The sequence below is a fragment of the Streptomyces sp. NPDC017943 genome (genome assembly GCF_044328425.1).
Taxonomy (GTDB): domain Bacteria; phylum Actinomycetota; class Actinomycetes; order Streptomycetales; family Streptomycetaceae; genus Streptomyces; species Streptomyces djakartensis_A.
On the sequence record NZ_JBIRHH010000007.1, the window covers coordinates 170,889 to 190,867 of the forward strand.

A 19,979-nucleotide genomic window follows, 5' to 3' on the forward strand; every position below is an offset into this window, starting at 1 on the left:
CGGCGAGTGAACCGCCTGCGCAGACCGCTGACCTGCCCACCGGACCCTCCCGGGGGCGGTGCACCGCAGGCTGCGGGCCGCCGCCCGCACTGGACCGCTGACACGCCGGCAGGTGGCCAACCCCTGTCCCTTCCCCGTCGAAGGACGTGCACACCCCGCCGTTCCCTCCAGGTGTGACGTGTGGCACCATCTTGGCCACCCCACCGGCACAGCCCTCAGGAGATCCTCCTAGTGCAGCCTTCCGCCGTTCCGGAGCTCGCCCACACGCACACCCGCCCCATCCACTGGCTCGCCACCGCCACGGCACTGGCCGGCGTGGTGGCCCTCTCCTCGGTCCTCCAGCCCGGTGCCGCCACGGCCGCCCAGCCGGACGCGCCCGGGGCCGGACGCGCCCCGGCGCACGCGGCGCCGCCCGATCCCGCCGCCGTGACGTTCCCGGTGGAGTGCGGTCCGGTGAAGGCCGTCGTGCAGAAGAAGGCCTCCGCGGACCTCGACGGCGACGGCCGCCCCGAGACGGTGGCCGTGGTCCACTGCGACTCCCCGATGGGCACCCCGCCCGACGGCGTGTACGTCCTCACCCGGGACGCGGACAGCGGCAGGCCCCGGCTGGTGGCCACCCTGCTCGACCCCGAGGACGGCACCACGGTCGGTGACTTCGCCGTGCGCGGCGGCACCGTGACGGCGACCCTGCTCGGCTACTCGTCGGCGGACGTGCCCCGTTGCTGCCCCGACGAGAAGAGCGACGCGAAATGGCGTTGGCGCGACGGCACGTTCGTCCGCTCCACGCCCGCCGGCGCGCGCAGCGTGTGAGGACGGCGCGGCGGCCAGGGGGCGCGACGGATCAACCGGTGGTGACGGAGCGTGCAGAACCGGTCACCCGGCGTCCGGTCCGTAGACCTCCGCCCTGTCCGAAACCCGGCGTACGTGGATGCACTCGCCCGGACACTCCTTCGCCGAGTCGATCACATCGGTGAGGAGCGGCAGCGGGACCGGCGTCGTCGCCCCCTTCTCCTGGAGCAACTCGTCCTCGGCGCTCTTCACATAGGCCAGACCGTCGATGTCCAGCTCGAACACCTCGGGCGCGTACTGGGCGCAGATGCCGTCGCCGGTGCACAGGTCCTGGTCGATCCAGACCTCCAGCGCCTCCCCGGCGACGTCCGCCTCCTGCTGCACGCTCATCTCTCCTGCCGTTTCTCCGCCGTGCCGCACCGGGAATCCGGCCAGCTCCGGCGGGTGTTGAACGCTTCGACCCTACCTGGGGCTGGGTTCCAATCATGTTCGCTGGGTATTCCCCTGGCGTGAGGGAGAGCGCAAGGGTGAAGATCGGACACACCCCGACCGTCTTTGTGATCTAGGGGTTTCAATCGACACCCGCCCAGGTAGGGTCTGGAAGCGTCCAGCTCCCCTTGGAGGAGGTGAGGACCGTGGCAGCCCACGACGACGACATGAACCGCGGCATCCGCCCGGGACGCGGGTCCGACGACCCGGCCGGGCAGATCGCTTACCTTGAGCAGGAGATCGCCGTCCTGCGACGCAAGCTCGCCGACTCTCCGCGACACACGAGGATTCTCGAAGAGCGGATCGTCGAGCTGCAGACCAATCTGGCCGGCGTGTCCGCGCAGAACGAGCGACTCGCCAACACACTCCGTGAGGCCCGCGACCAGATCGTGGCCCTCAAGGAGGAAGTCGACCGGCTCGCACAGCCGCCGGCCGGCTTCGGTGTCTTCCTGACGGCGAACGAGGACGGTACCGCCGACATCTTCACCGGCGGCCGCAAGCTCAGGGTGAACGTCAGCCCCAGCGTCGAGCTCGAGGAGCTCCGGCGCGGCCAGGAAGTAATGCTGAACGAAGCGCTCAACGTGGTCGAGGCCATGGAGTTCGAGCGCGTCGGTGACATCGTGACCCTCAAGGAGATCCTCGAGGACGGCGAGCGGGCCCTGGTGCTCGGGCACACCGACGAGGAGCGGGTGGTGCGGCTCGCCGAGCCGCTGCTGGACGTCACCATCCGCCCCGGCGACGCCCTCCTGCTCGAACCGCGCTCCGGCTACGTCTACGAGGTCGTGCCCAAGAGCGAGGTCGAGGAGCTCGTCCTCGAAGAGGTCCCCGACATCGGTTACGAGCAGATCGGCGGTCTCGGCGGCCAGATCGAGGCCATCCGCGACGCGGTCGAGCTGCCGTACCTCTACCCGGACCTGTTCAAGGAGCACGAACTGCGGCCGCCGAAGGGCGTGCTGCTCTACGGGCCCCCCGGATGCGGCAAGACGCTCATCGCCAAGGCCGTGGCCAACTCGCTGGCCAAGAAGGTCGCCGAGGTGACCGGTCAGGCCGCAGGCAAGAGCTTCTTCCTCAACATCAAGGGCCCCGAGCTGCTCAACAAGTACGTCGGTGAGACGGAGCGGCAGATCCGCCTCGTCTTCCAGCGGGCCCGAGAGAAGGCCAGCGAGGGCACGCCCGTCATCGTCTTCTTCGACGAGATGGAGTCCCTCTTCCGCACCCGCGGCTCCGGTGTCAGCTCGGACGTGGAGAACACCATCGTCCCGCAGCTGCTCGCCGAGATCGACGGTGTGGAGGGCCTGCAGAACGTGGTCGTGATCGGTGCCTCCAACCGCGAGGACATGATCGACCCGGCCATCCTGCGCCCCGGCCGGCTGGACGTGAAGATCAAGATCGAGCGTCCGGATGCCGAGGCCGCCAAGGACATCTTCGGCAAGTACCTCACCGAGCGCCTCCCGCTGCACTCCGACGACCTCGGCGAGCACGGCGGCGACAAGGACGCCACGGTCCAGAACATGATCCAGACGGCCGTGGAGCACATGTACGCGGAATCCGAGGAGAACCGCTTCCTGGAGGTCACCTACGCCAATGGTGACAAGGAAGTCCTGTACTTCAAGGACTTCAATTCCGGCGCCATGATCGAGAACATCGTGGGCCGCGCCAAGAAGATGGCGATCAAGGATTTCCTCGAGAAGAACCAGAAGGGTCTGCGCGTCTCCCACCTCCTCCAGGCCTGTGTGGACGAGTTCAAGGAGAACGAGGACCTGCCCAACACCACCAACCCGGACGACTGGGCCCGGATCTCCGGAAAGAAGGGCGAGCGGATCGTGTACATCCGTACGCTCATCACCGGAAAGCAGGGTGCGGACACCGGACGCTCCATCGACACGGTGGCGAACACCGGTCAGTACCTGTAAAAGGCAGGGCGGCTGCGGGTGCCCTCGGCGGGTACCCGCAGCCGACTGCTTTTCGGGCCACGGCTGGAGCAACGCAATGACGCAAATGATCTCCCCACCAGCGCAAAGGCGTTCTAGGCTCTTCCGTACCGCCGGATCGCGCAGTGCGGGGACGGGCACCGCACACGCAACCGAGCGCCAGCGGTATCTGAGTGGCGCCCACGACCGAGGGTGCCGCCGGGCAAGGAGGGCCGCATGACCGTACGGCGAGTAATGGGCATCGAGACGGAGTACGGGATCTCCGTCCCCGGCCACCCCAACGCCAATGCCATGCTCACCTCGTCCCAGATCGTGAACGCCTACGCGGCGGCGATGCACCGGGCCCGCCGGGCCCGCTGGGACTTCGAGGAGGAGAATCCGCTGCGGGACGCGCGAGGCTTCGACCTCGCCCGTGAGGCCGCCGACTCCAGCCAGCTCACCGACGAGGACATCGGCCTGGCCAACGTGATCCTCACCAACGGTGCGCGGCTCTACGTCGACCACGCCCACCCCGAGTACAGCTCTCCCGAGGTGACCAACCCGCGGGACGCCGTGCTGTGGGACAAGGCCGGCGAGCGGATCATGGCGGAGGCCGCGGAACGGGCCGCCCAGCTGCCCGGTGCCCAGCCGATCCACCTGTACAAGAACAACACCGACAACAAGGGCGCGTCCTACGGCACGCACGAGAACTACCTGATGAAGCGGGAGACCCCCTTCTCGGACATCGTGCGCCACCTGACGCCCTTCTTCGTCTCCCGCCAGGTCGTCACCGGCGCGGGCCGCGTCGGCATCGGCCAGGACGGGCACGAGCACGGCTTCCAGCTGAGTCAGCGGGCGGACTACTTCGAGGTCGAGGTCGGCCTGGAGACCACGCTCAAGCGCCCCATCATCAACACCCGTGACGAGCCGCACGCGGACGCCGAGAGGTACCGGCGGCTGCACGTCATCATCGGCGACGCGAACCTCTCCGAGATCTCGACGTATCTGAAGCTGGGCACGACCGCGCTGGTGCTGTCGATGATCGAGGACGGCTTCATCGCCGTGGACCTGGCCGTCGACCAGCCCGTGCGCACCCTGCACCAGGTCTCGCACGACCCGTCGCTCAAGCGGCTGGTCACGCTCCGCAGCGGCCGGACGCTCACCGCGGTCCAGTTGCAGATGGAGTACTACGAGCTGGCCCGCAAGTACGTGGAGGAGCGCTACGGCGCCGACGCGGACGACCAGACCAAGGACGTCCTGTCCCGCTGGGAGGACACCCTCACCCGTCTGGAGCACGACCCGATGAGTCTGGCCGGCGAGCTGGACTGGGTCGCCAAGCGGGAGCTCATGGAGGGCTACCGGCGCCGGGACAGCCTCGACTGGGACGCCGCGCGGCTGCACCTCGTCGACCTCCAGTACGCCGACGTACGGCCCGAGAAGGGCCTGTACAACCGCCTGGTGGCCCGTGGGCGCATGAAGCGGCTGCTGGACGAGGCGGACGTGGAACGGGCCCGTACGGTGCCGCCCGAGGACACCCGGGCGTACTTCCGCGGGCGCTGCCTGGAGCAGTACGCGGACGACGTCGCGGCGGCCTCCTGGGACTCGGTGATCTTCGACCTTCCCGGCCGGGACTCCCTGCAGCGGGTCCCAACCCTGGAACCGCTTCGCGGAACGCGTAATCACGTCAAGGAGCTCCTGGACCGCTGCCGCACCGCGGAAGACCTGGTCAGAGTCCTGTCCGGGGGGTGAGCGCGGATGAGCGCGGTGCGTGGGTACCCGGGAGGGGCCCGCCGGACAGGGTGGAAAAGCCCAGGTCCGGGAATCATCGAGGTGGTCCCCGTACGTTGGAGCAACTGCGGGGCCCTTGTCAGACCGGGCGAGTAGGGTCTGATCTTGACCGAGCAACTGTGTCGGGCGAACCGAGCGGGGTGAGGGATATGGCGACCAAGGACACCGGCGGCGGACAGCAGAAGGCCACCCGGTCCACCGAGGAGGTCGAGGAGCAGTCTGCGGAGGCGCAGGGCTCCGAGGACCTCAAGGAGCGTCAGGAGAAGCTGAGCGACGACGTGGACTCCGTCCTCGACGAGATCGACGACGTGCTCGAGGAGAACGCGGAGGACTTCGTGCGCTCCTTCGTGCAAAAGGGCGGTCAGTAGGGCGCTCGCTCTCGTCCCGCAGGCGGGCGAGGGACACGGGTGACGGGCGGAGCGCGGAGCGCTGTGCACGGGGCAGTCGGTGACAGGGCGCTCTCGTGCGCGGCGCTCCGGGCGTCGGCGGCGTCCGGAGCCCGGCGGCCCGCCGCCGGTCACGGGGCGGGCGAATGCGGCGTCACCCCGGCGCAGTTGGTTCCGCCGGGCATGTGGATCACCGCCGAAGGACGGGTAGGGTCCGAGGCATACCGCGCCCCCGGCCGCAGGACCGGGGTTGTACCAAGGATCGGCCCGACGTCACTGGGCGGGCTGCCGCTTACGTGGAAGGAATCGCGTGGAAGCCAACACTCGTAGCACCGGGCGTCTGCCATCTGCCTTCCTGACGCCGGGCTCCTCCTCCTTCATGGACTTCCTCTCCGATCACCAGCCCGAACTGCTGCCGGGGAACAAGAAGTTGCCGCCCGTGCAGGGCGCCGTCGAGGCACCGCACGGCACGACGATCGTGGCCGTGACGTTCCCCGGCGGTGTGGTCCTCGCCGGTGACCGGCGGGCCACGATGGGCAACGTCATCGCGCAGCGGGACATCGAGAAGGTCTTCCCCGCCGACGAGTACTCGGCGGTGGGCATCGCCGGCACGGCGGGCCTGGCCGTGGAGATGGTGAAGCTGTTCCAGCTGGAGCTGGAGCACTTCGAGAAGGTCGAGGGCGCCCAGCTGTCCCTGGAGGGCAAGGCCAACCGGCTGTCGACGATGATCCGCTCGAACCTCGGGATGGCCATGCAGGGCCTGGCCGTCGTCCCGCTGTTCGCCGGGTACGACGTCGACCGGGACAAGGGCCGCATCTTCTCGTACGACGTCACCGGCGGTCGCTCCGAGGAGCACGGGTACGCGGCCACCGGGTCCGGCTCGATCTTCGCGCGCGGCGCGATGAAGAAGCTCTTCCGGAACGACCTGAGCGAGAGCGAGGCCACGACACTCGTGGTCCAGGCGCTCTACGACGCGGCCGACGACGACTCGGCGACCGGCGGTCCCGACGTCGCTCGCCGGATCTATCCCATCGTCACCGTGATCACCGAGGACGGCTTCCGCCGGCTCACCGAGGACGAGGCGTCCGAGATCGCGCGCTCCGTCCTCCAGCGGCGGCTGGAGCAGCCCGACGGGCCGCGGGCCGCGCTGCTGTGAGCGGCCGGCCGTCTTCGTGAGGGTGGTCCAGTGAACCGACGGAATCTTCAAGAGAGGGACGGATAACCGGTGTCGACGCCGTTCTATGTCTCACCCCAGCAGGCGATGGCCGACCGGGCGGAGTACGCCCGCAAGGGCATCGCCCGTGGCCGCAGCCTGGTCGTGCTGCAGTACGCCGACGGCATCGTGTTCGTCGGCGAGAACCCGTCCCGCGCGCTGCACAAGTTCAGCGAGATCTACGACCGGATCGGCTTCGCGGCCGCCGGCAAGTACAACGAGTACGAGAACCTGCGCATCGGCGGCGTCCGCTACGCCGACCTGCGGGGGTACACCTACGACCGGGCCGATGTGACGGCCCGAGGCCTGGCGAACGTCTACGCGCAGACGCTGGGCACGATCTTCTCCAGCGCGGCCGAGAAGCCCTACGAGGTGGAGCTGGTCGTGGCCGAGGTCGGGGAGACCCCCGAGGGCGACCAGATCTACCGGCTGCCGCACGACGGATCCATCGTGGACGAGCACGGCTCGGTCGCGGTCGGCGGCAACGCGGAGCAGATCAGCAGCTACCTGGACCAGCGGCACCAGGACGGCATGACGCTGGCCGAGGCGCTGAAGCTGGCGGTCCAGGCGCTCTCGCGCGACACCAACGGCAGTGAGCGGGAGATCCCCGCGGAGCGGCTGGAGGTGGCGGTGCTGGACCGGACGCGGCCGCAGAAGCGCAAGTTCAAGCGGATCAGCGGGCGGCAGCTGTCGCGGCTGCTCGATGCGGGTGCCGCCGGCGGTGACGCGGCGGGGGCGTCGGAGGACGCCGAGTAGTTCTTGCGTGGTGTGACGCGCCCTGGCCGGCGGGTTTGTGGCCGGGGCGCGTCGCTGTGTGTGAGGGCGCGGGTGCTTCGCCTGGCCGTGGGTGGGGGGTCGGGGCCGTGTCGGGGGGTGTCCGTCCTCGGAACGGCGCGATGGGGTGGCGTACCGACTCACTGTCCGTCGACGCGCCAACCAGCTGCGGGCGGACACCCCCCGACACGGCCCCTTGCGTCGTACGGCGGCACCCCGCTGTGCCGGGTTGCGGTCCCACCCCGCCCCGGCACCGACGCGGCGGCAGGGCTAGCGAGGCGGCGCCGTGGAGTTTCGTATGACCAGCTGGACCGGGATGTCTCCGCTCTCGGGAGCGCGGTCCTCCAGGACGGCCAGGAGGGCCCGCATGCCGTGCTCCCCGAAGAGCTCGGCGTCGAGGCGGACCGTCGTCAGTTCCGGGTCCATGGCCGTGGCCAGGGCCAGGTCGTCGATGCCCGTGACCGACAGGTCGTCCGGGATGCGCAGTCCGAGGCGGCGGGCCGCCTTGTACGTGCCGGCGGCGAGCTGGTCGTCGTCGCAGATCACGGCGGTGGGGCGGGTGCCGGGAGCCGAGAGGGCGGCTTCGGCGGCCGCCACCGCTCCCGCGATGGAGATCGGGGAGCGGGCTGTGCGCAGGGAGGTGCCCGGCACGTCGTCCAGCCGCGCGGCCAGTTCCCGGGCGCGGACCTCGAAGGTCCAGGAGGGGACGTCCGCCGCCAGGTGGAGGAAGCGGCGGTGGCCCAGGGCCAGCAGATGGTCCGCGGCCTGGCGGACACCGTCGGCGATGTCCAGGTTGACCGTCGCCGCGCCCAGGCTGCCGTGCGGGTCGCTGTCCAGCATCACCAGGGGGAGTGCCTCGCCGCGGATGGCGGTCAGGGCGTCCGCGGCCATGGAGGAGGCGATGACGCCGTCCAGCGCGGCCTGGGCGGAGGCGAAGGGGTCGCGGGCGGGGCCGATGCCCTCGGGGGAGGGGTAGAGGACCACGCCGAAGCCGTGCTCGGCGGCGACCCGGGTCGCGCCCGTGTAGACACCGGCGAAGAACTCCGTGGTGAGGGCCGGGACGACCAGCAGCACCGTGCGCGTGCGGCCCAGCCGCAGGTGGCGGGCGGCCAGGTTGGGGCGGTAGCCCAGGTCGCGGGCGGCTTCCCGGACCCGCTCCGCCGTGGCCTCGGAGACCCGTCCGCGCCACTTGTCCCCGAGGACCAGGGAGACGGCCGCCTGGGAGACGCCGGCGGCCTGGGCGACGTCCCGGCTCGTGGGGCGGGTGCTGCCTCGTGCCACCGTGGGCCTGCTCTTTCGTCTGGACTCGTGAACAGCGGACATGGTACGTATGGAACTCGACGTTATACGTAAAACCTAGGGCGGGGACATGGCCACGGGATACCTGGAGATCCTTCGGGCGCGACACGCCGCCCGGCTGCTCGTCGGCACGCTCGTCGGGCGGCTGCCCAACGCCACGGGCGCCATCGCCATCGTGCTGTTCGTGCGGGCGGAGGGCGGCACGTACAGCCTGGCCGGTGCGCTGGCGGCGGTGTACGGCATCGCCAACGCCGTGGGGCAGCCGGTGCTGGGGCGGCTCGTGGACCTGCGCGGGCAGCCCCGGGTGCAGCTGCCCGCCGCCGTGCTGTCGGCGCTGTCCATGGCCGTCTTCGCCTTCTCCGGCGTCGGCTCGCTGCCCCTCGCCTACGCCGCCGTCGCGGCCGCCGGGCTCTTCACGCCGCCCCTGGAGGGCGGGCTGCGGGCGCTGTGGCCGTCGGTGCTGCGGCGCGAGGACCAGGTGCACACGGCGTACGCCATGGACGCCGTGGCCCAGGAGGTCATCTTCACCGTCGGGCCGCTGCTGGTGACGCTGTGCGTGTCCCTCTGGTCGGCCCAGGCGGCGCTGCTGGTGCTGAACGCGGTCGGGGTGGTGGGTGCCCTGTCGGTCGTCGTCTCCAAGCCCTCACGGGCCTGGCGGTCGGCGCCGCGCGAGGCGCACTGGCTGGGCGCGCTGCGCTCGCCGGGGCTGCTGGCGCTGCTCGCGGCGTTCCTCTTCATCGGCATGGCCCTCGGGTCCATCACGGTCGCCTCCGTGCCGTACGCGGACGACCACGGCGGCGACGCCGTCTACGGGTGGCTGATGGCGGCGCTGGGCTTCGGCGCGCTGGTGGGCGGCGCCGTGTACGGGGCGCGGCAGTGGGCGGGCGAGCCCGCGCGGCGACTGCGCGTGCTGGTGGCGCTTCTGGTGGTGTGTTACCTGCCGCTGATGCTGATGCCGGACGCGGTGGCGATGGTCGCGCTGACCGCGCTCGCCGGCGTGTTCCTCGCGCCCGCCATCGCCTGCGCGTTCGTCCTGGTCGACCGGCACGCGCCGCGCGGCACGGTCACCGAGGCGTTCTCCTGGCTGGTGACCACCTTCACGGTCGGCCACTCGGTCGGAACGGGCGTCGCCGGGCCCGTCGTCGAGCAGGGCGGGGCCCTGTGGGGCTTCACCGTGCCGGCCGTCGCGGGCGGCGTGTCCCTGCTGGTTTTGATCGCCACAGGACGGGTAGTCGCAGCTCCCGGCCAGGGGGCGGTCGTTGCGGCCGGTTCGGAAAATGATCCGAACCGTGCCCTCGAACCCCGTTTCAGTTCAGGGGATCGGGCGTAATGTTCCCTCATGGACCGCCGCATTTTCGGGCTGGAGAACGAGTACGGCGTCACGTGCACGTTCAGGGGACAGCGCCGCCTGTCTCCTGACGAGGTGGCGCGGTACCTCTTCCGCCGTGTCGTGTCATGGGGCCGCAGCAGCAACGTCTTCCTTCGCAACGGCGCCCGCCTCTATCTCGACGTGGGTTCGCATCCGGAATACGCGACACCGGAATGCGACAACGTGATCGAACTGGTCACCCACGACAAGGCCGGCGAGCGCATTCTCGAAGGACTTCTGGTGGACGCCGAACGACGCCTGCACGAGGAGGGAATCGCGGGCGACGTCTACCTCTTCAAGAACAACACCGACTCGGCGGGCAACTCCTACGGATGCCACGAGAACTATCTCGTGGCGCGGCACGGGGAGTTCTCGCGGCTGGCGGACATCCTGATCCCGTTCCTGGTCACGCGCCAGCTGCTGTGCGGCGCGGGCAAGGTGCTGCAGACGCCGCGCGGGGCCGTGTACTGCGTCAGCCAGCGGGCCGAGCACATCTGGGAGGGCGTCTCCTCGGCGACCACCCGCTCCCGCCCGATCATCAACACGCGCGACGAGCCGCACGCGGACGCCGAGCGCTACCGCCGCCTGCACGTCATCGTGGGCGACTCGAACATGTCCGAGACGACCAACCTGCTCAAGGTCGGCGCCACCGATCTGGTGCTGCGCATGATCGAGGCCGGCACGGTGATGCGCGACCTCACCCTGGAGAACCCCATCCGGGCGATCCGCGAGGTCAGCCACGACATCACCGGCCGCCGCAAGGTCCGCCTGGCCAGCGGACGCGAGGCCTCCGCCCTGGAGGTGCAGCGCGAGTACTACGAGAAGGCGCTGGACTTCTGCGAGCGCCGCGGCGTCCGCACCGGCACGGTCGAGCGGGTGCTGGAGCTGTGGGGCCGCACGCTGGACGCGATCGAGAGCGAGGACCTCGACCGCATCGGCACCGAGATCGACTGGGTCATGAAGTACAAGCTCATCGAGCGCTACCGGGCCAAGCACAACATGACGATGTCCAATCCGCGGGTCGCGCAGATAGACCTCGCCTACCACGACATCCACCGCCGTCGTGGCCTGTACTACCTGCTCGAGAAGAAGGGTCAGGCGGCCCGGGTCTGCAACGACCTGAAGATCTTCGAGGGCAAGTCCGTCCCGCCGCAGACCACTCGGGCCCGGCTGCGCGGCGACTTCATCCGGCGGGCCCAGGAGCAGCGCCGGGACTTCACGGTCGACTGGGTGCACCTGAAGCTCAACGACCAGGCGCAGCGCACCGTGTTGTGCAAGGACCCGTTCCGTTCGGTGGACGACCGGGTGGAGAAGCTGATCGCCGGCATGTGACGGCGTTCCGCCGGGCGGCCTGCCCGGCGGTCGTCCCGGTGCCCGGAGGTGTCACACCCTCCGGACACCGGGCTTTTTGCTGTCCCGGCTGTGAAGGACGTCACTCGCGCTCCCGTGCGCCCTCGGAGCGGAATAGTCCGTTCCCATCCCATTCTCCGGTGATTTGTCCCGGCCGGACGACGGCGCCGGACGGCTGTGCATCGGCTGCCTATATCACGGCGTCTCGAACACCCCTGTCCGACACGCCGGAACGGGCGCCGGCCCGGTCCGGGCGGACCTCCGCGGTGGCCGGAATATTCGCGTGATCATGTCAGTGGCGTCGGGTTTACTCCTGGTGGCCGCCATGACCATGACCAGGGTCGGGCGGCAGTGCCGCGCGGCCCCGTCCGGGGGTCGCGGAGGCATCCACACACAACGGGGGCTCACTTTGCGCTCTGTCACGACCAGGACCCGACACGCAACCGTCCTCGCCACGGCCGGAGTCGTCATGACGACGGCGCTGGTGGGGCTGAGTGCGTCGAACGCCGAGGCGTACTGCCGTTCCGGCATGGTGAAGTGGAACAGCGCCGGCGCCAAGACCATAGGTGCCAACACCACCTTCCCCAGCGGCCTGCGGGCCGGCCTCAACGGCGGACTGAAGCAGTGGAACCGCAGCGGTTCCGCCCTGAAGTACAACTCGCCCGTCTACACCGGCGGCTGGCAGATCTACGCCTTCCGCGCCTCGTACAGCTACACCAGCCTCATGGGCAGTGCACCCGGGTACGCCGCGACCCAGCGGTCCGGCAGCACCCACAAGGGCGGAACGCTCTACCTGTCCAACCGCTTCCGCTGGGTGAACGGCAGCCAGAACATCAGCCAGGGCAAGGCGGACGTGCAGACGGTCGCCGTGCACGAGGTCGGCCACTTCAACGGCCTTGCCCATCCCTGGGCCCCGCACTGCACCGACGGCTCCTCCTACACCGACGCCGAGAAGAAGTCGGTCATGACGGCGATCAACACCGGCACCCGCCGCGCGCTGAACAGCGACGACATCGCCGGCATCCGCGCCCTTTACTGAACCGGGGGAATCACGAAATGAGCGCAACACGCATCAGGCGGCACAGCGGCACCGCGGCGCGCGCAGCGGCCGTTCTCGCCCTTCTCGCGCTCGGCGCCACGGCATGTGCCGACGCCGGCGGGGACGGCCGGGACCGGGCCGCGGGCAAGCGCGGGGAGGCCGTCCGCGTCGTCTCCGGCCACGCCTACGCGGTGGACAGCAGCCCGGAGGCCGCCCTCGCGTTCCCGATGAACGACAACGTCTTCGAGGGCACGGTCGTCGGCACGCGCCCCGACGTGCACGCCGAGGACGTCCTCGACGACGGCTCGACCTTCGAGGTCGTGTACACGCCGGTCGTGGTCCGGGTCGACCGGGTCCACAAGGGGCACCTGAAGAAGGGCTCCGAGGTGGTCGTGCGGTCGATGGGCGGCACCGCCGACGGGGTCCGGTACGAGATAGCCGAGGCACCGGCGAAGAAGACCTTCGCCAAGGGTGCCTCGCTCGTGGTGTTCGGCAGCGCCTACGAGGCCGTCGACTCGGAGAAGTCCCCGGCCCTGACGCCCAACTTCCTGTACCGGAAGGCCGGCGGGGCCTTCGTCGACGCCACCTACGCGGAGGGCGCCCACGACGGCGGCCCGGCCGACCGGGTGGACCGCACGAAGTTCCTCGGCGAGCTGCGCTCGCTGGACGGCGGGGCTTCCTGACCCCGCGTCCCCAGCCGCACACGCGGCGGCGCCGCCCGGGCCGTGACCGGCCCGGGCGGCGCCGTGTCGTCCGCCGGGTCCGGTCGCGCGTGCGTACGCCGTAGAGTGGCGCACATTGGCCCCCCACCCCCGATCCCAGTTGGACTGATGAACTACAACACGAAACGACTCGTGGCCGCGCTGCTGGCCGTTCCCGCCCTGTTGTTCACCGCCGCGTGCGGGTCGGACGACGGGAACAACGGCGACGCGGCGGGAGGCGTCGCCGAGGTCAAGGGAAAGGTCGGGGCGAAGCCCGAGATCTCCGTGCCCGAGGACGGTGACCCGTCCGAGAAGACCGTCGTCAAGACGCTCTCGCCGGGCAGCGGCAGCGCGATCAAGAACGCCGACTTCGTCCGCCTCGACTGGACCGTCGAGAAGTGGGGCGACGACAAGGAGCTGGGCGGCACCTGGGCCGCGGGGGCGGCGGGCGGCAGCGCCCCGCGCCGGCAGTCCGTCGAGCAGATCGGCAAGCCGAGCCAGCAGCTGCCCGAGAAGGTCCTCGACGCGGTGAAGGGCAAGAAGCCCGGCAGCCGCATCCTGGTGCAGGGCACCGCGGGCGACCTGATCGGCCAGAGCCTGAACACGTCCTCCGGCATCGCCGCCAAGGACGTGCTGATCTGGGTGGTCGACCCGGTCGGCGCGGCGAGCGTCGACGCCAAGGGCGAGGCCGAGGGCGAGCAGGCGGCCTCCGAGTCGGGCCTGCCCGAGGTGAAGGCCCCCTCGCAGAAGGCCGCGACCATCACCGTCCCCAAGGGCGTCAAGGCCCCCAAGGACCTCAAGGAGCAGGTGCTGGTCAAGGGCGACGGCAAGAAGATCGAGGCCGGCCAGGGCCTGATCGCCCAGTACACCGGGGTCAAGTGGGAGGACGGCAAGAAGTTCGACTCCTCCTGGGACCACGGCGGTGCCACGGCCTTCCAGATCGGCAACGGCTCCGTGGTGGCAGGCTGGGACAAGGGCCTGGTCGGCAAGCACGTGGGCGACCGGGTGCTGCTGGTGATCCCGCCCTCGCTCGGCTACGGCGCGAGCCCCCAGAGCGAGCTGTCCAAGAACACGCTGGTCTTCACCGTGGACATCCTGGGCGCGGTCTGACCCGGCTGTCTGTGAGACTGTCCCCGACGCAGGTCACGCAACAAGGAGAGATGAAGTGAGCATCGACAAGCCCGAGATCGACTTCCCGGGCGGCGAGCCCCCGGCGGACCTCGAGATCAAGGACATCTGGGAGGGCGACGGACCGGTCGCCGAGGCCGGCCAGACGGTCACCGTGCACTACGTCGGCGTGGCCTTCAGCACCGGCGAGGAGTTCGACGCCAGCTGGAACCGCGGCACCCCCTTCCGCTTCCCGCTGGGCGGCGGCCGGGTCATCAAGGGCTGGGACCAGGGTGTGCAGGGCATGAAGGTCGGCGGCCGCCGCCAGCTGACCATCCCCGCCCACCTCGCCTACGGCAACCAGAGCCCGACCCCGGCGATCAAGCCCGGCGAGACGCTGATCTTCGTGGTCGACCTGCTCGGCGTCTGATCACGGTCCGACAGACTCGATCACCTGGGGCCCATGCCTGTCCGGCATGGGCCCTCGGCTTTTGCCGTACCACCGTGTGGCGGTACGGTCATCGCTCGTAAGCACCATAGGGAGGCGAAGCGCGTCGATGGCCATTGCCAAGGCCGAGCGGCTGATGAATCTGGCGCTGTGTCTGCTCGGGACCCGGCGGCCGCTCAGCAAGCGCGAGCTGCGCGACTCCATCGAGGCCTACGTCGAGGCCTTCGGGCCGGGCAGCGGCTCGGCCGGGTCCGACGACTCGTTCAACCGCATGTTCGAGCGGGACAAGGACGACCTGCGCGAACTCGGCCTGGTGATCGAGACGGTCGAGAGCCTCGAGGGCGAGGTGGGCTACATGGCCCGCCGCGACAGCAACCGCCTCCCGCCCATCACCCTGGACGCGGAGGAGGCCGCCGCGCTGGGGCTGGCCGCCAAGGTGTGGCAGCAGGCCCGGCTCGCCGGAGCGGCCAGCGGAGCCCTGCAGAAGCTGCGCGCCGCCGGACTGCCCGAGGACGTCGACCCGTACGGGTCGCACGGCGCGCTGGAACCCCGGATCCCCGTGCACGAGGCGGCGTTCGAACCGCTGATGCTGGCCTGCCGGGACCGGCGCCCGGTCGTCTTCGACTACCGCAAGGCCACCGCCGCCCACCCCGAGCAGCGGCACGTCGAGCCGTGGGCGCTGGAGTGCTGGCGCGGCCACTGGTACCTGGCGGGCTGGGACCGCGACCGGGGCGCGGAGCGGGTGTTCCGGCTGTCCCGCATCACCGGCAAGGTCCGCTCCCGCGGCGGCCGGTACACGGCCCCCGTGCCCGACGTGGTCACCGTCCGCGAGACCGTCGCGAGCTGGGCCGGGGAGATCGCCGACCGCTCGGCCCGCATCCGGCTGCGGTCGGACGCCGGGTACCCCCTTCGGGCGAAGGCCACCTCGGTCCGGGAACTCGGCGACGGCTGGGACGAGTTGGAGATTCCGTACGGCCACGGGCTGGACGCCTGGCTGGTGGAGTTCGGGCCCGACGTGGTCGTACTGGAGCCCGCGGAGCTGCGGGCCGACGTGGTGGACCGGCTGCGTGCCGTGGCCAAGGGCTGAGGGGGAGCGGAGCAAGACAGTGGCAGGCAAACCGGTCAGGCCCGTGAACGCCATCGACCAGACCCGGCGGATGCTCTCCCTGGTGACGTACCTGAGGGAGCGCCCGGGGGCGCGCGTGGAGGACGTGGCACGCGCCTTCGGCATCACCGAGGACGAGCTGGTCTCCGACCTCGACGTGCTGCCCATGTGCGGCACCAGCTTCCGCGGCGGCGACCTGCTCGACATCGACACCGACGGCGAGCGCATCTGGTGGCACAACCCGGCCGCCCTCGCGGCGGAGGCCGCGGAGCCGCTGAGGCTCGCCGCGGACGAGGCCACCGCCCTGCTCGTCGCCGCCCGGGCCGTGGCCACCCTGCCCGGACTGCGGGAGAGCGACCGGCAGGCGCTGCTGCGGGCGACGGCCAAGGTGGAGACCGCAGCCGGCGAGGCGGCGGGCGCCAGCTCGCGGCTGTCGGTGACCTTCGAGTCCGAGGGCGGTGTCTTCGCCGACGTCGACCGGGCGATCGCCGAGCGCCGCCGCCTGTGGATCCGCTACTACTCGCCCGCCCGGGACGAGGTCACCGAGCGGGAGATCGACCCGATCCGCCTGGTCAGCGTCGGGCACACCTACGTCGAGGCGTGGTGCCGCCGCTCCGAGGCGCGCCGCACCTTCCGGCTCGACCGGGTCGCCGAGATCAAGATCCTCGACGAGCCCTCCGCCCCGCCGGAGATCGAACTGCGGGACCTGTCGGAGGCCCTGGTGCAGCCCGCGGCGGAGGACCCGGAGGTCGTGATCGAGGTCGGCCCCGGCGGCCGCTGGGTGGCCGAGTACTACCCGCACGACAGCGCGGACGAGCTCGCGGACGGCGGGCTGCGCATCACCCTGCGGACCCCCGACCCCACGTCGCTCAGACGGCTGGCGCTGCGGCTCGGGCGGGACGGCCGGATCGTCTCCCCGCCCGAGCTCGCCGGCAGCGCCCGGCGGGCCGCAAGCGAGGCGCTCGCCGCGTACGACGGGATCGAAGCGGTCGAAGCGGCCGGTGCACGCCGCCCCGCGCCGGAGCCGCACGCGGCGCACGCGATCGCGGACGGGCCGGACGGCGCGGGCGAGTGATCCGGGGGTGCCCGCGGTGCGGGCGATCCCGCGGGACCGTCCGGGCGCGCCCGGCACGGCACCCCGCAGGCGAACGACCCGAGGAAGAGGAGCGAGGTCTGTGAGCGAGTCGGTGACGTCCTCAGCGGCGGGCATGACGGCGGAGTCCGCCTTCACCGGCATGAGAGCCGTGGCCCCGGTGCTCTTCCGGGCCGGCTGCCCGGACTGCCGGGAGCGCTTCGAGCTCGCCGCCGGTGCGCTGCGCCTCGCCATCGGCGCGTCCAGCCGCACCACCTTCTACTCCTTCACCTGCCCCCGGTGCGGCTCGGCGGTCCGCAAGCCCGCGGGGGAGCGGATCGTGGAACTGCTCACCGGCGGCGGGGTGCGCACGCTGCGGCTGCACTCGACGCTCTGACGGGCCGGGACGTACCTCCCCCCGGGACGGTCTAGGCTCGACGTCATGTTCTGGCCGATGTTCGCGGTTGCCGTGGGATTCGTGGGTCTTGCCGTGCTGGCGGTGTTCGCCGCGCGGGTCTTCGTGGCCGCGCAGGACCTGGGCAGGCAGGTCACCGACGCGGCACGCCGGATCAACCGGGCCGCGGAGGATCTGGAGCGGGCCGCGGAGAGCGCGGCCCGGTCGGCCGACGCCCTGTGAACCGTCCGGGCGTGCAGCGCGCCGTGGACCCGCTCGCCCTGTCACCGGGCAGGCGGAGACAGGTACGCTGCTGATCGTGGTCCGGTTAACGAGGCGCGGGCCGCGGACGGGAGTACGCACAGGGGACGCAGAGGGATTGCCTCACGTTCACCCCCGGGCGTTACGATCGCTGTCGACCCGATCGTCCGGACATGTGTCCGACCGGTCGGACAGCACCCCACCACAGCCGCCTCGGTGAGAAGGTAAAGACTTATGTTCGGAAGGCTCGGAGCCCCCGAGATCATTCTCATCCTCGTCGTCATCATCCTGCTGTTCGGCGCGAAGAAGCTTCCGGACATGGCTCGGTCGCTCGGCAAGTCCGCCCGCATCCTCAAGAGCGAGGCCAAGGCGATGAAGGACGAGAACAAGTCGTCCACCACCCCGGCCGGCCCGCCGAACACGGACGAGCCCTCGCAGCGCACCATCCAGGCCGCTCCCGGCGACGTGACCAGCTCGCGCCCGGTCAACGAGCCCACGGACACGACCAAGCGCTGACGCAGGGCCGGTGACCTCCGGCCCGCCGCACGAGATGGGAACGTGGGTTGCTGAAGTCTGCCCGCAAGCAGGAGAAGGATCCCGAGGGGCGGATGCCCCTCGCGGAGCACCTCCGCGAGCTCCGCAACCGGCTCGTGAAGAGCCTGCTGGCGATCGTCGTCACGACCGTGGTCGCTGCCTTCTTCTACAAGGACATCATCCAGTTCTTCACCGATCCCATCCTCGACGCGGTGGGATGCAAGTACAGCTTCGCCGAACTGGCGAGGGGTACCGAGGAAACGCAGTGCGCGCGGATCGTGCAGAACGGTCTGCTGAGCCCGTTCACGCTCGCCCTCACGGTCTCGCTGTCCTCCGGTGTGGCACTCGCGGCTCCGGTGTGGCTGTACCAGCTGTGGGCCTTCGTGGCCCCGGGCCTGCACCGGCACGAGAAGAAGTATTCGCTGGCCTTCGTGGCCGCGGGGTTCCCCCTGTTCCTCACGGGCGCCTACTTCGCCTACTGGTCGCTGCCCAAGATGGCGTCCGTGATGCTCGAGTTCTCGATCATCGGCAGCGACAACCAGCTCCCCCTCGATGATCTCCTGCAGTTGGTCATGCGGATGATCATCGTCTTCGGGCTCTCCTTCGAGCTGCCGCTGCTGCTGGTCATGCTGAACTTCGGGGGCGTCCTCTCCGGCAAGCGGATGGCGGGCTGGTGGCGGGGCATGATCCTGGGCATCACCCTGTTCGCCGCGGTCGCCACGCCCAGCACCGACCCGATCTCCATGCTCGCGCTGGCGGGCCCCATCTGGGTTCTGTACTTCGCAGCGAGCGCGATCGCCCTCGCGAACGACAGGCGGCGTGCCCGCCGCGACGCCCTCGGCCCCGCCGACGACGAGGCCTCCGAGCTGGATCTCACGCCCGAGGACATCGGCGAGATCGAGCCCGTGACCACCAGCCGGGCCGCCCTGCCCGAGCAGGCGAGCGGCGAGCGCACGGACCGGGTCAACGGTTATGACGACGTGACCTGAGGACCGCCGGCCGGCTCGTAGGGTCATCCCCGTGACCAGCGAGATCACCCTCTTCGTCAACCCCACCGCGGGCCGCGGCCGGGGCGCCCGCGCGGCGCAGCCGGCCGCTTCCGCGTTGCGGGCGGCCGGCTTCTCCGTGCGCACGGTGCTCGGGGAGGACGCCGAGGACGCCCTGGCCCGCGCGCGGGCCGCCGTGGCGGGCGGCACCGGGGCGCTGGTCGCCGTCGGCGGCGACGGCATGGCCAACCTGGCACTGCGCGCCGTCGCCGGCACGCGCACGCCGCTCGGCCTGGTCGCCGTCGGCACCGGCAACGACTTCGCCCGCGCGCTCGGCATGCCCGTACGGGAACCGGCCGCCGCGGGCCGCATGATCGCCGACGCGCTCAAGGGCGGCCGGATCCGCGACGTCGACCTCGGACAGGTGGGGAACCGCTGGTTCGGCACGGTGCTCGCCTCCGGCTTCGACTCCCGCGTCAACGACCGCGGCAACCGCATGCGCTGGCCCGCCGGACGCCTCCGCTACGACCTGGCGATGATCGCCGAGCTGGCCGGCCTGCGACCCGTGCCCTACCGTCTCCGGCTCGACGACGGCGAGGCCCTGGAGGTCGAGGCGACCCTGGTGGCGGTCGGCAACGGCCCCTCCTACGGCGGCGGCATGCGCATCTGCCCGGACGCCGACCTCACCGACGGGCTGTTCGACGTCACGGTCGTCGGACCGTGCAGCCGCAGGACGCTGCTGCGCGTCTTCCCGGGTGTCTACCGGGGGACCCATGTCGAGCACCCGCGGGTGACCGTGGTGCGGGCGGCCCGGGTGGAGATCGCCGCCGACGGCGTCACCGGCTACGCCGACGGGGAGGCGCTCGGCGCGCTGCCGCTGAGTGCCCGCTGCGTCCGCGGAGCCGTGCGGGTCGTCGGCCCCTGAGCTGCGCCGATCCGAGGGGCGGGGAAACCCGATCCGGATA

Annotated in this window: 21 protein-coding genes; 19 read left to right on the forward strand and 2 right to left on the reverse strand. The window is 70.9% G+C overall.

Annotated elements, in window-relative coordinates:
* The first annotated feature begins 231 nt into the window (after window positions 1-231).
* Window positions 232-810 (forward strand): hypothetical protein, encoded by a 579-nt coding sequence (locus ACH4C6_RS23605; RefSeq protein WP_398110574.1) that lies wholly within the window; start codon window positions 232-234, stop codon window positions 808-810.
* A gap of 63 nt (window positions 811-873) precedes the next feature.
* Here the strand turns inward: ACH4C6_RS23605 and ACH4C6_RS23610 are convergent, their stop codons facing one another.
* Window positions 874-1,179, reverse strand: a complete 306-nt coding sequence (locus ACH4C6_RS23610) for a ferredoxin (protein ID WP_369198166.1) — start codon at window positions 1,177-1,179, stop codon at window positions 874-876.
* Between the two features lie 245 nt (window positions 1,180-1,424).
* On the opposite strand from ACH4C6_RS23610, the gene arc reads away from it, so the two are divergent.
* From arc to prcA, 5 genes are all read left to right on the forward strand, one after another.
* Window positions 1,425-3,191: a proteasome ATPase gene (gene arc, locus ACH4C6_RS23615; protein ID WP_398110575.1), complete on the forward strand. Its 1,767-nt coding sequence runs from the start codon at window positions 1,425-1,427 to the stop codon at window positions 3,189-3,191.
* Window positions 3,192-3,425: 234 nt separating this feature from the next.
* A complete protein-coding gene (gene dop, locus ACH4C6_RS23620) occupies window positions 3,426-4,937 on the forward strand; it encodes a depupylase/deamidase Dop (protein WP_398110576.1) in 1,512 nt (503 codons plus the stop codon).
* A gap of 188 nt (window positions 4,938-5,125) precedes the next feature.
* Entirely contained in the window at window positions 5,126-5,344 is a 219-nt protein-coding gene (locus ACH4C6_RS23625) for a ubiquitin-like protein Pup (RefSeq protein WP_333934568.1), read from the forward strand.
* A gap of 328 nt (window positions 5,345-5,672) precedes the next feature.
* Window positions 5,673-6,518, forward strand: coding sequence for a proteasome subunit beta (prcB, locus tag ACH4C6_RS23630; RefSeq protein WP_398110577.1), 846 nt, complete (start codon window positions 5,673-5,675; stop codon window positions 6,516-6,518).
* Between the two features lie 69 nt (window positions 6,519-6,587).
* Window positions 6,588-7,331: a proteasome subunit alpha gene (prcA, locus tag ACH4C6_RS23635; RefSeq protein ID WP_398110578.1), complete on the forward strand. Its 744-nt coding sequence runs from the start codon at window positions 6,588-6,590 to the stop codon at window positions 7,329-7,331.
* 288 nt (window positions 7,332-7,619) lie between these two features.
* Here the strand turns inward: prcA and ACH4C6_RS23640 are convergent, their stop codons facing one another.
* Window positions 7,620-8,672, reverse strand: a complete 1,053-nt coding sequence (locus ACH4C6_RS23640) for a LacI family DNA-binding transcriptional regulator (protein ID WP_398110579.1) — start codon at window positions 8,670-8,672, stop codon at window positions 7,620-7,622.
* Window positions 8,673-8,718: 46 nt separating this feature from the next.
* Between ACH4C6_RS23640 and ACH4C6_RS23645 the strand changes: the two genes are divergently transcribed.
* The 13 genes from ACH4C6_RS23645 (at window position 8,719) to ACH4C6_RS23705 (ending at window position 19,939) form a co-directional block, all read left to right on the forward strand.
* Window positions 8,719-9,978, forward strand: coding sequence for an MFS transporter (locus tag ACH4C6_RS23645; protein WP_398110580.1), 1,260 nt, complete (start codon window positions 8,719-8,721; stop codon window positions 9,976-9,978).
* 9 nt (window positions 9,979-9,987) lie between these two features.
* Window positions 9,988-11,349, forward strand: a complete 1,362-nt coding sequence (pafA, locus tag ACH4C6_RS23650) for a Pup--protein ligase (protein WP_398110581.1) — start codon at window positions 9,988-9,990, stop codon at window positions 11,347-11,349.
* A 487-nt stretch (window positions 11,350-11,836) separates the two neighbouring features.
* The gene (locus tag ACH4C6_RS23655) at window positions 11,837-12,406 is read left to right on the forward strand and encodes a matrixin family metalloprotease (RefSeq protein WP_398110582.1); all 570 of its coding nucleotides are present in this window, start codon (window positions 11,837-11,839) and stop codon (window positions 12,404-12,406) included.
* 17 nt (window positions 12,407-12,423) lie between these two features.
* Complete coding sequence (locus ACH4C6_RS23660) at window positions 12,424-13,089, forward strand: hypothetical protein (RefSeq protein WP_398110583.1); 666 nt, start codon at window positions 12,424-12,426, stop codon at window positions 13,087-13,089.
* Window positions 13,090-13,236: 147 nt separating this feature from the next.
* A complete protein-coding gene (locus ACH4C6_RS23665) occupies window positions 13,237-14,217 on the forward strand; it encodes an FKBP-type peptidyl-prolyl cis-trans isomerase (RefSeq protein WP_398110584.1) in 981 nt (326 codons plus the stop codon).
* 55 nt (window positions 14,218-14,272) lie between these two features.
* Window positions 14,273-14,644 (forward strand): FKBP-type peptidyl-prolyl cis-trans isomerase, encoded by a 372-nt coding sequence (locus ACH4C6_RS23670; protein ID WP_094055282.1) that lies wholly within the window; start codon window positions 14,273-14,275, stop codon window positions 14,642-14,644.
* Between the two features lie 127 nt (window positions 14,645-14,771).
* Window positions 14,772-15,749, forward strand: coding sequence for a helix-turn-helix transcriptional regulator (locus ACH4C6_RS23675; RefSeq protein ID WP_398110585.1), 978 nt, complete (start codon window positions 14,772-14,774; stop codon window positions 15,747-15,749).
* A gap of 19 nt (window positions 15,750-15,768) precedes the next feature.
* Window positions 15,769-16,842: a helix-turn-helix transcriptional regulator gene (locus ACH4C6_RS23680; RefSeq protein WP_398110586.1), complete on the forward strand. Its 1,074-nt coding sequence runs from the start codon at window positions 15,769-15,771 to the stop codon at window positions 16,840-16,842.
* Window positions 16,843-16,975: 133 nt separating this feature from the next.
* Complete coding sequence (locus ACH4C6_RS23685; protein WP_398110794.1) at window positions 16,976-17,236, forward strand: hypothetical protein; 261 nt, start codon at window positions 16,976-16,978, stop codon at window positions 17,234-17,236.
* 45 nt (window positions 17,237-17,281) lie between these two features.
* Window positions 17,282-17,476, forward strand: a complete 195-nt coding sequence (locus ACH4C6_RS23690; protein ID WP_398110587.1) for a hypothetical protein — start codon at window positions 17,282-17,284, stop codon at window positions 17,474-17,476.
* Window positions 17,477-17,728: 252 nt separating this feature from the next.
* Window positions 17,729-18,010 (forward strand): Sec-independent protein translocase subunit TatA, encoded by a 282-nt coding sequence (gene tatA / locus ACH4C6_RS23695; protein ID WP_333934557.1) that lies wholly within the window; start codon window positions 17,729-17,731, stop codon window positions 18,008-18,010.
* Window positions 18,011-18,057: 47 nt separating this feature from the next.
* Window positions 18,058-19,017: a twin-arginine translocase subunit TatC gene (tatC, locus tag ACH4C6_RS23700; RefSeq protein WP_398110588.1), complete on the forward strand. Its 960-nt coding sequence runs from the start codon at window positions 18,058-18,060 to the stop codon at window positions 19,015-19,017.
* Window positions 19,018-19,048: 31 nt separating this feature from the next.
* Window positions 19,049-19,939, forward strand: coding sequence for a diacylglycerol kinase (locus ACH4C6_RS23705; RefSeq protein WP_398110589.1), 891 nt, complete (start codon window positions 19,049-19,051; stop codon window positions 19,937-19,939).
* Window positions 19,940-19,979: the final 40 nt, after the last annotated feature.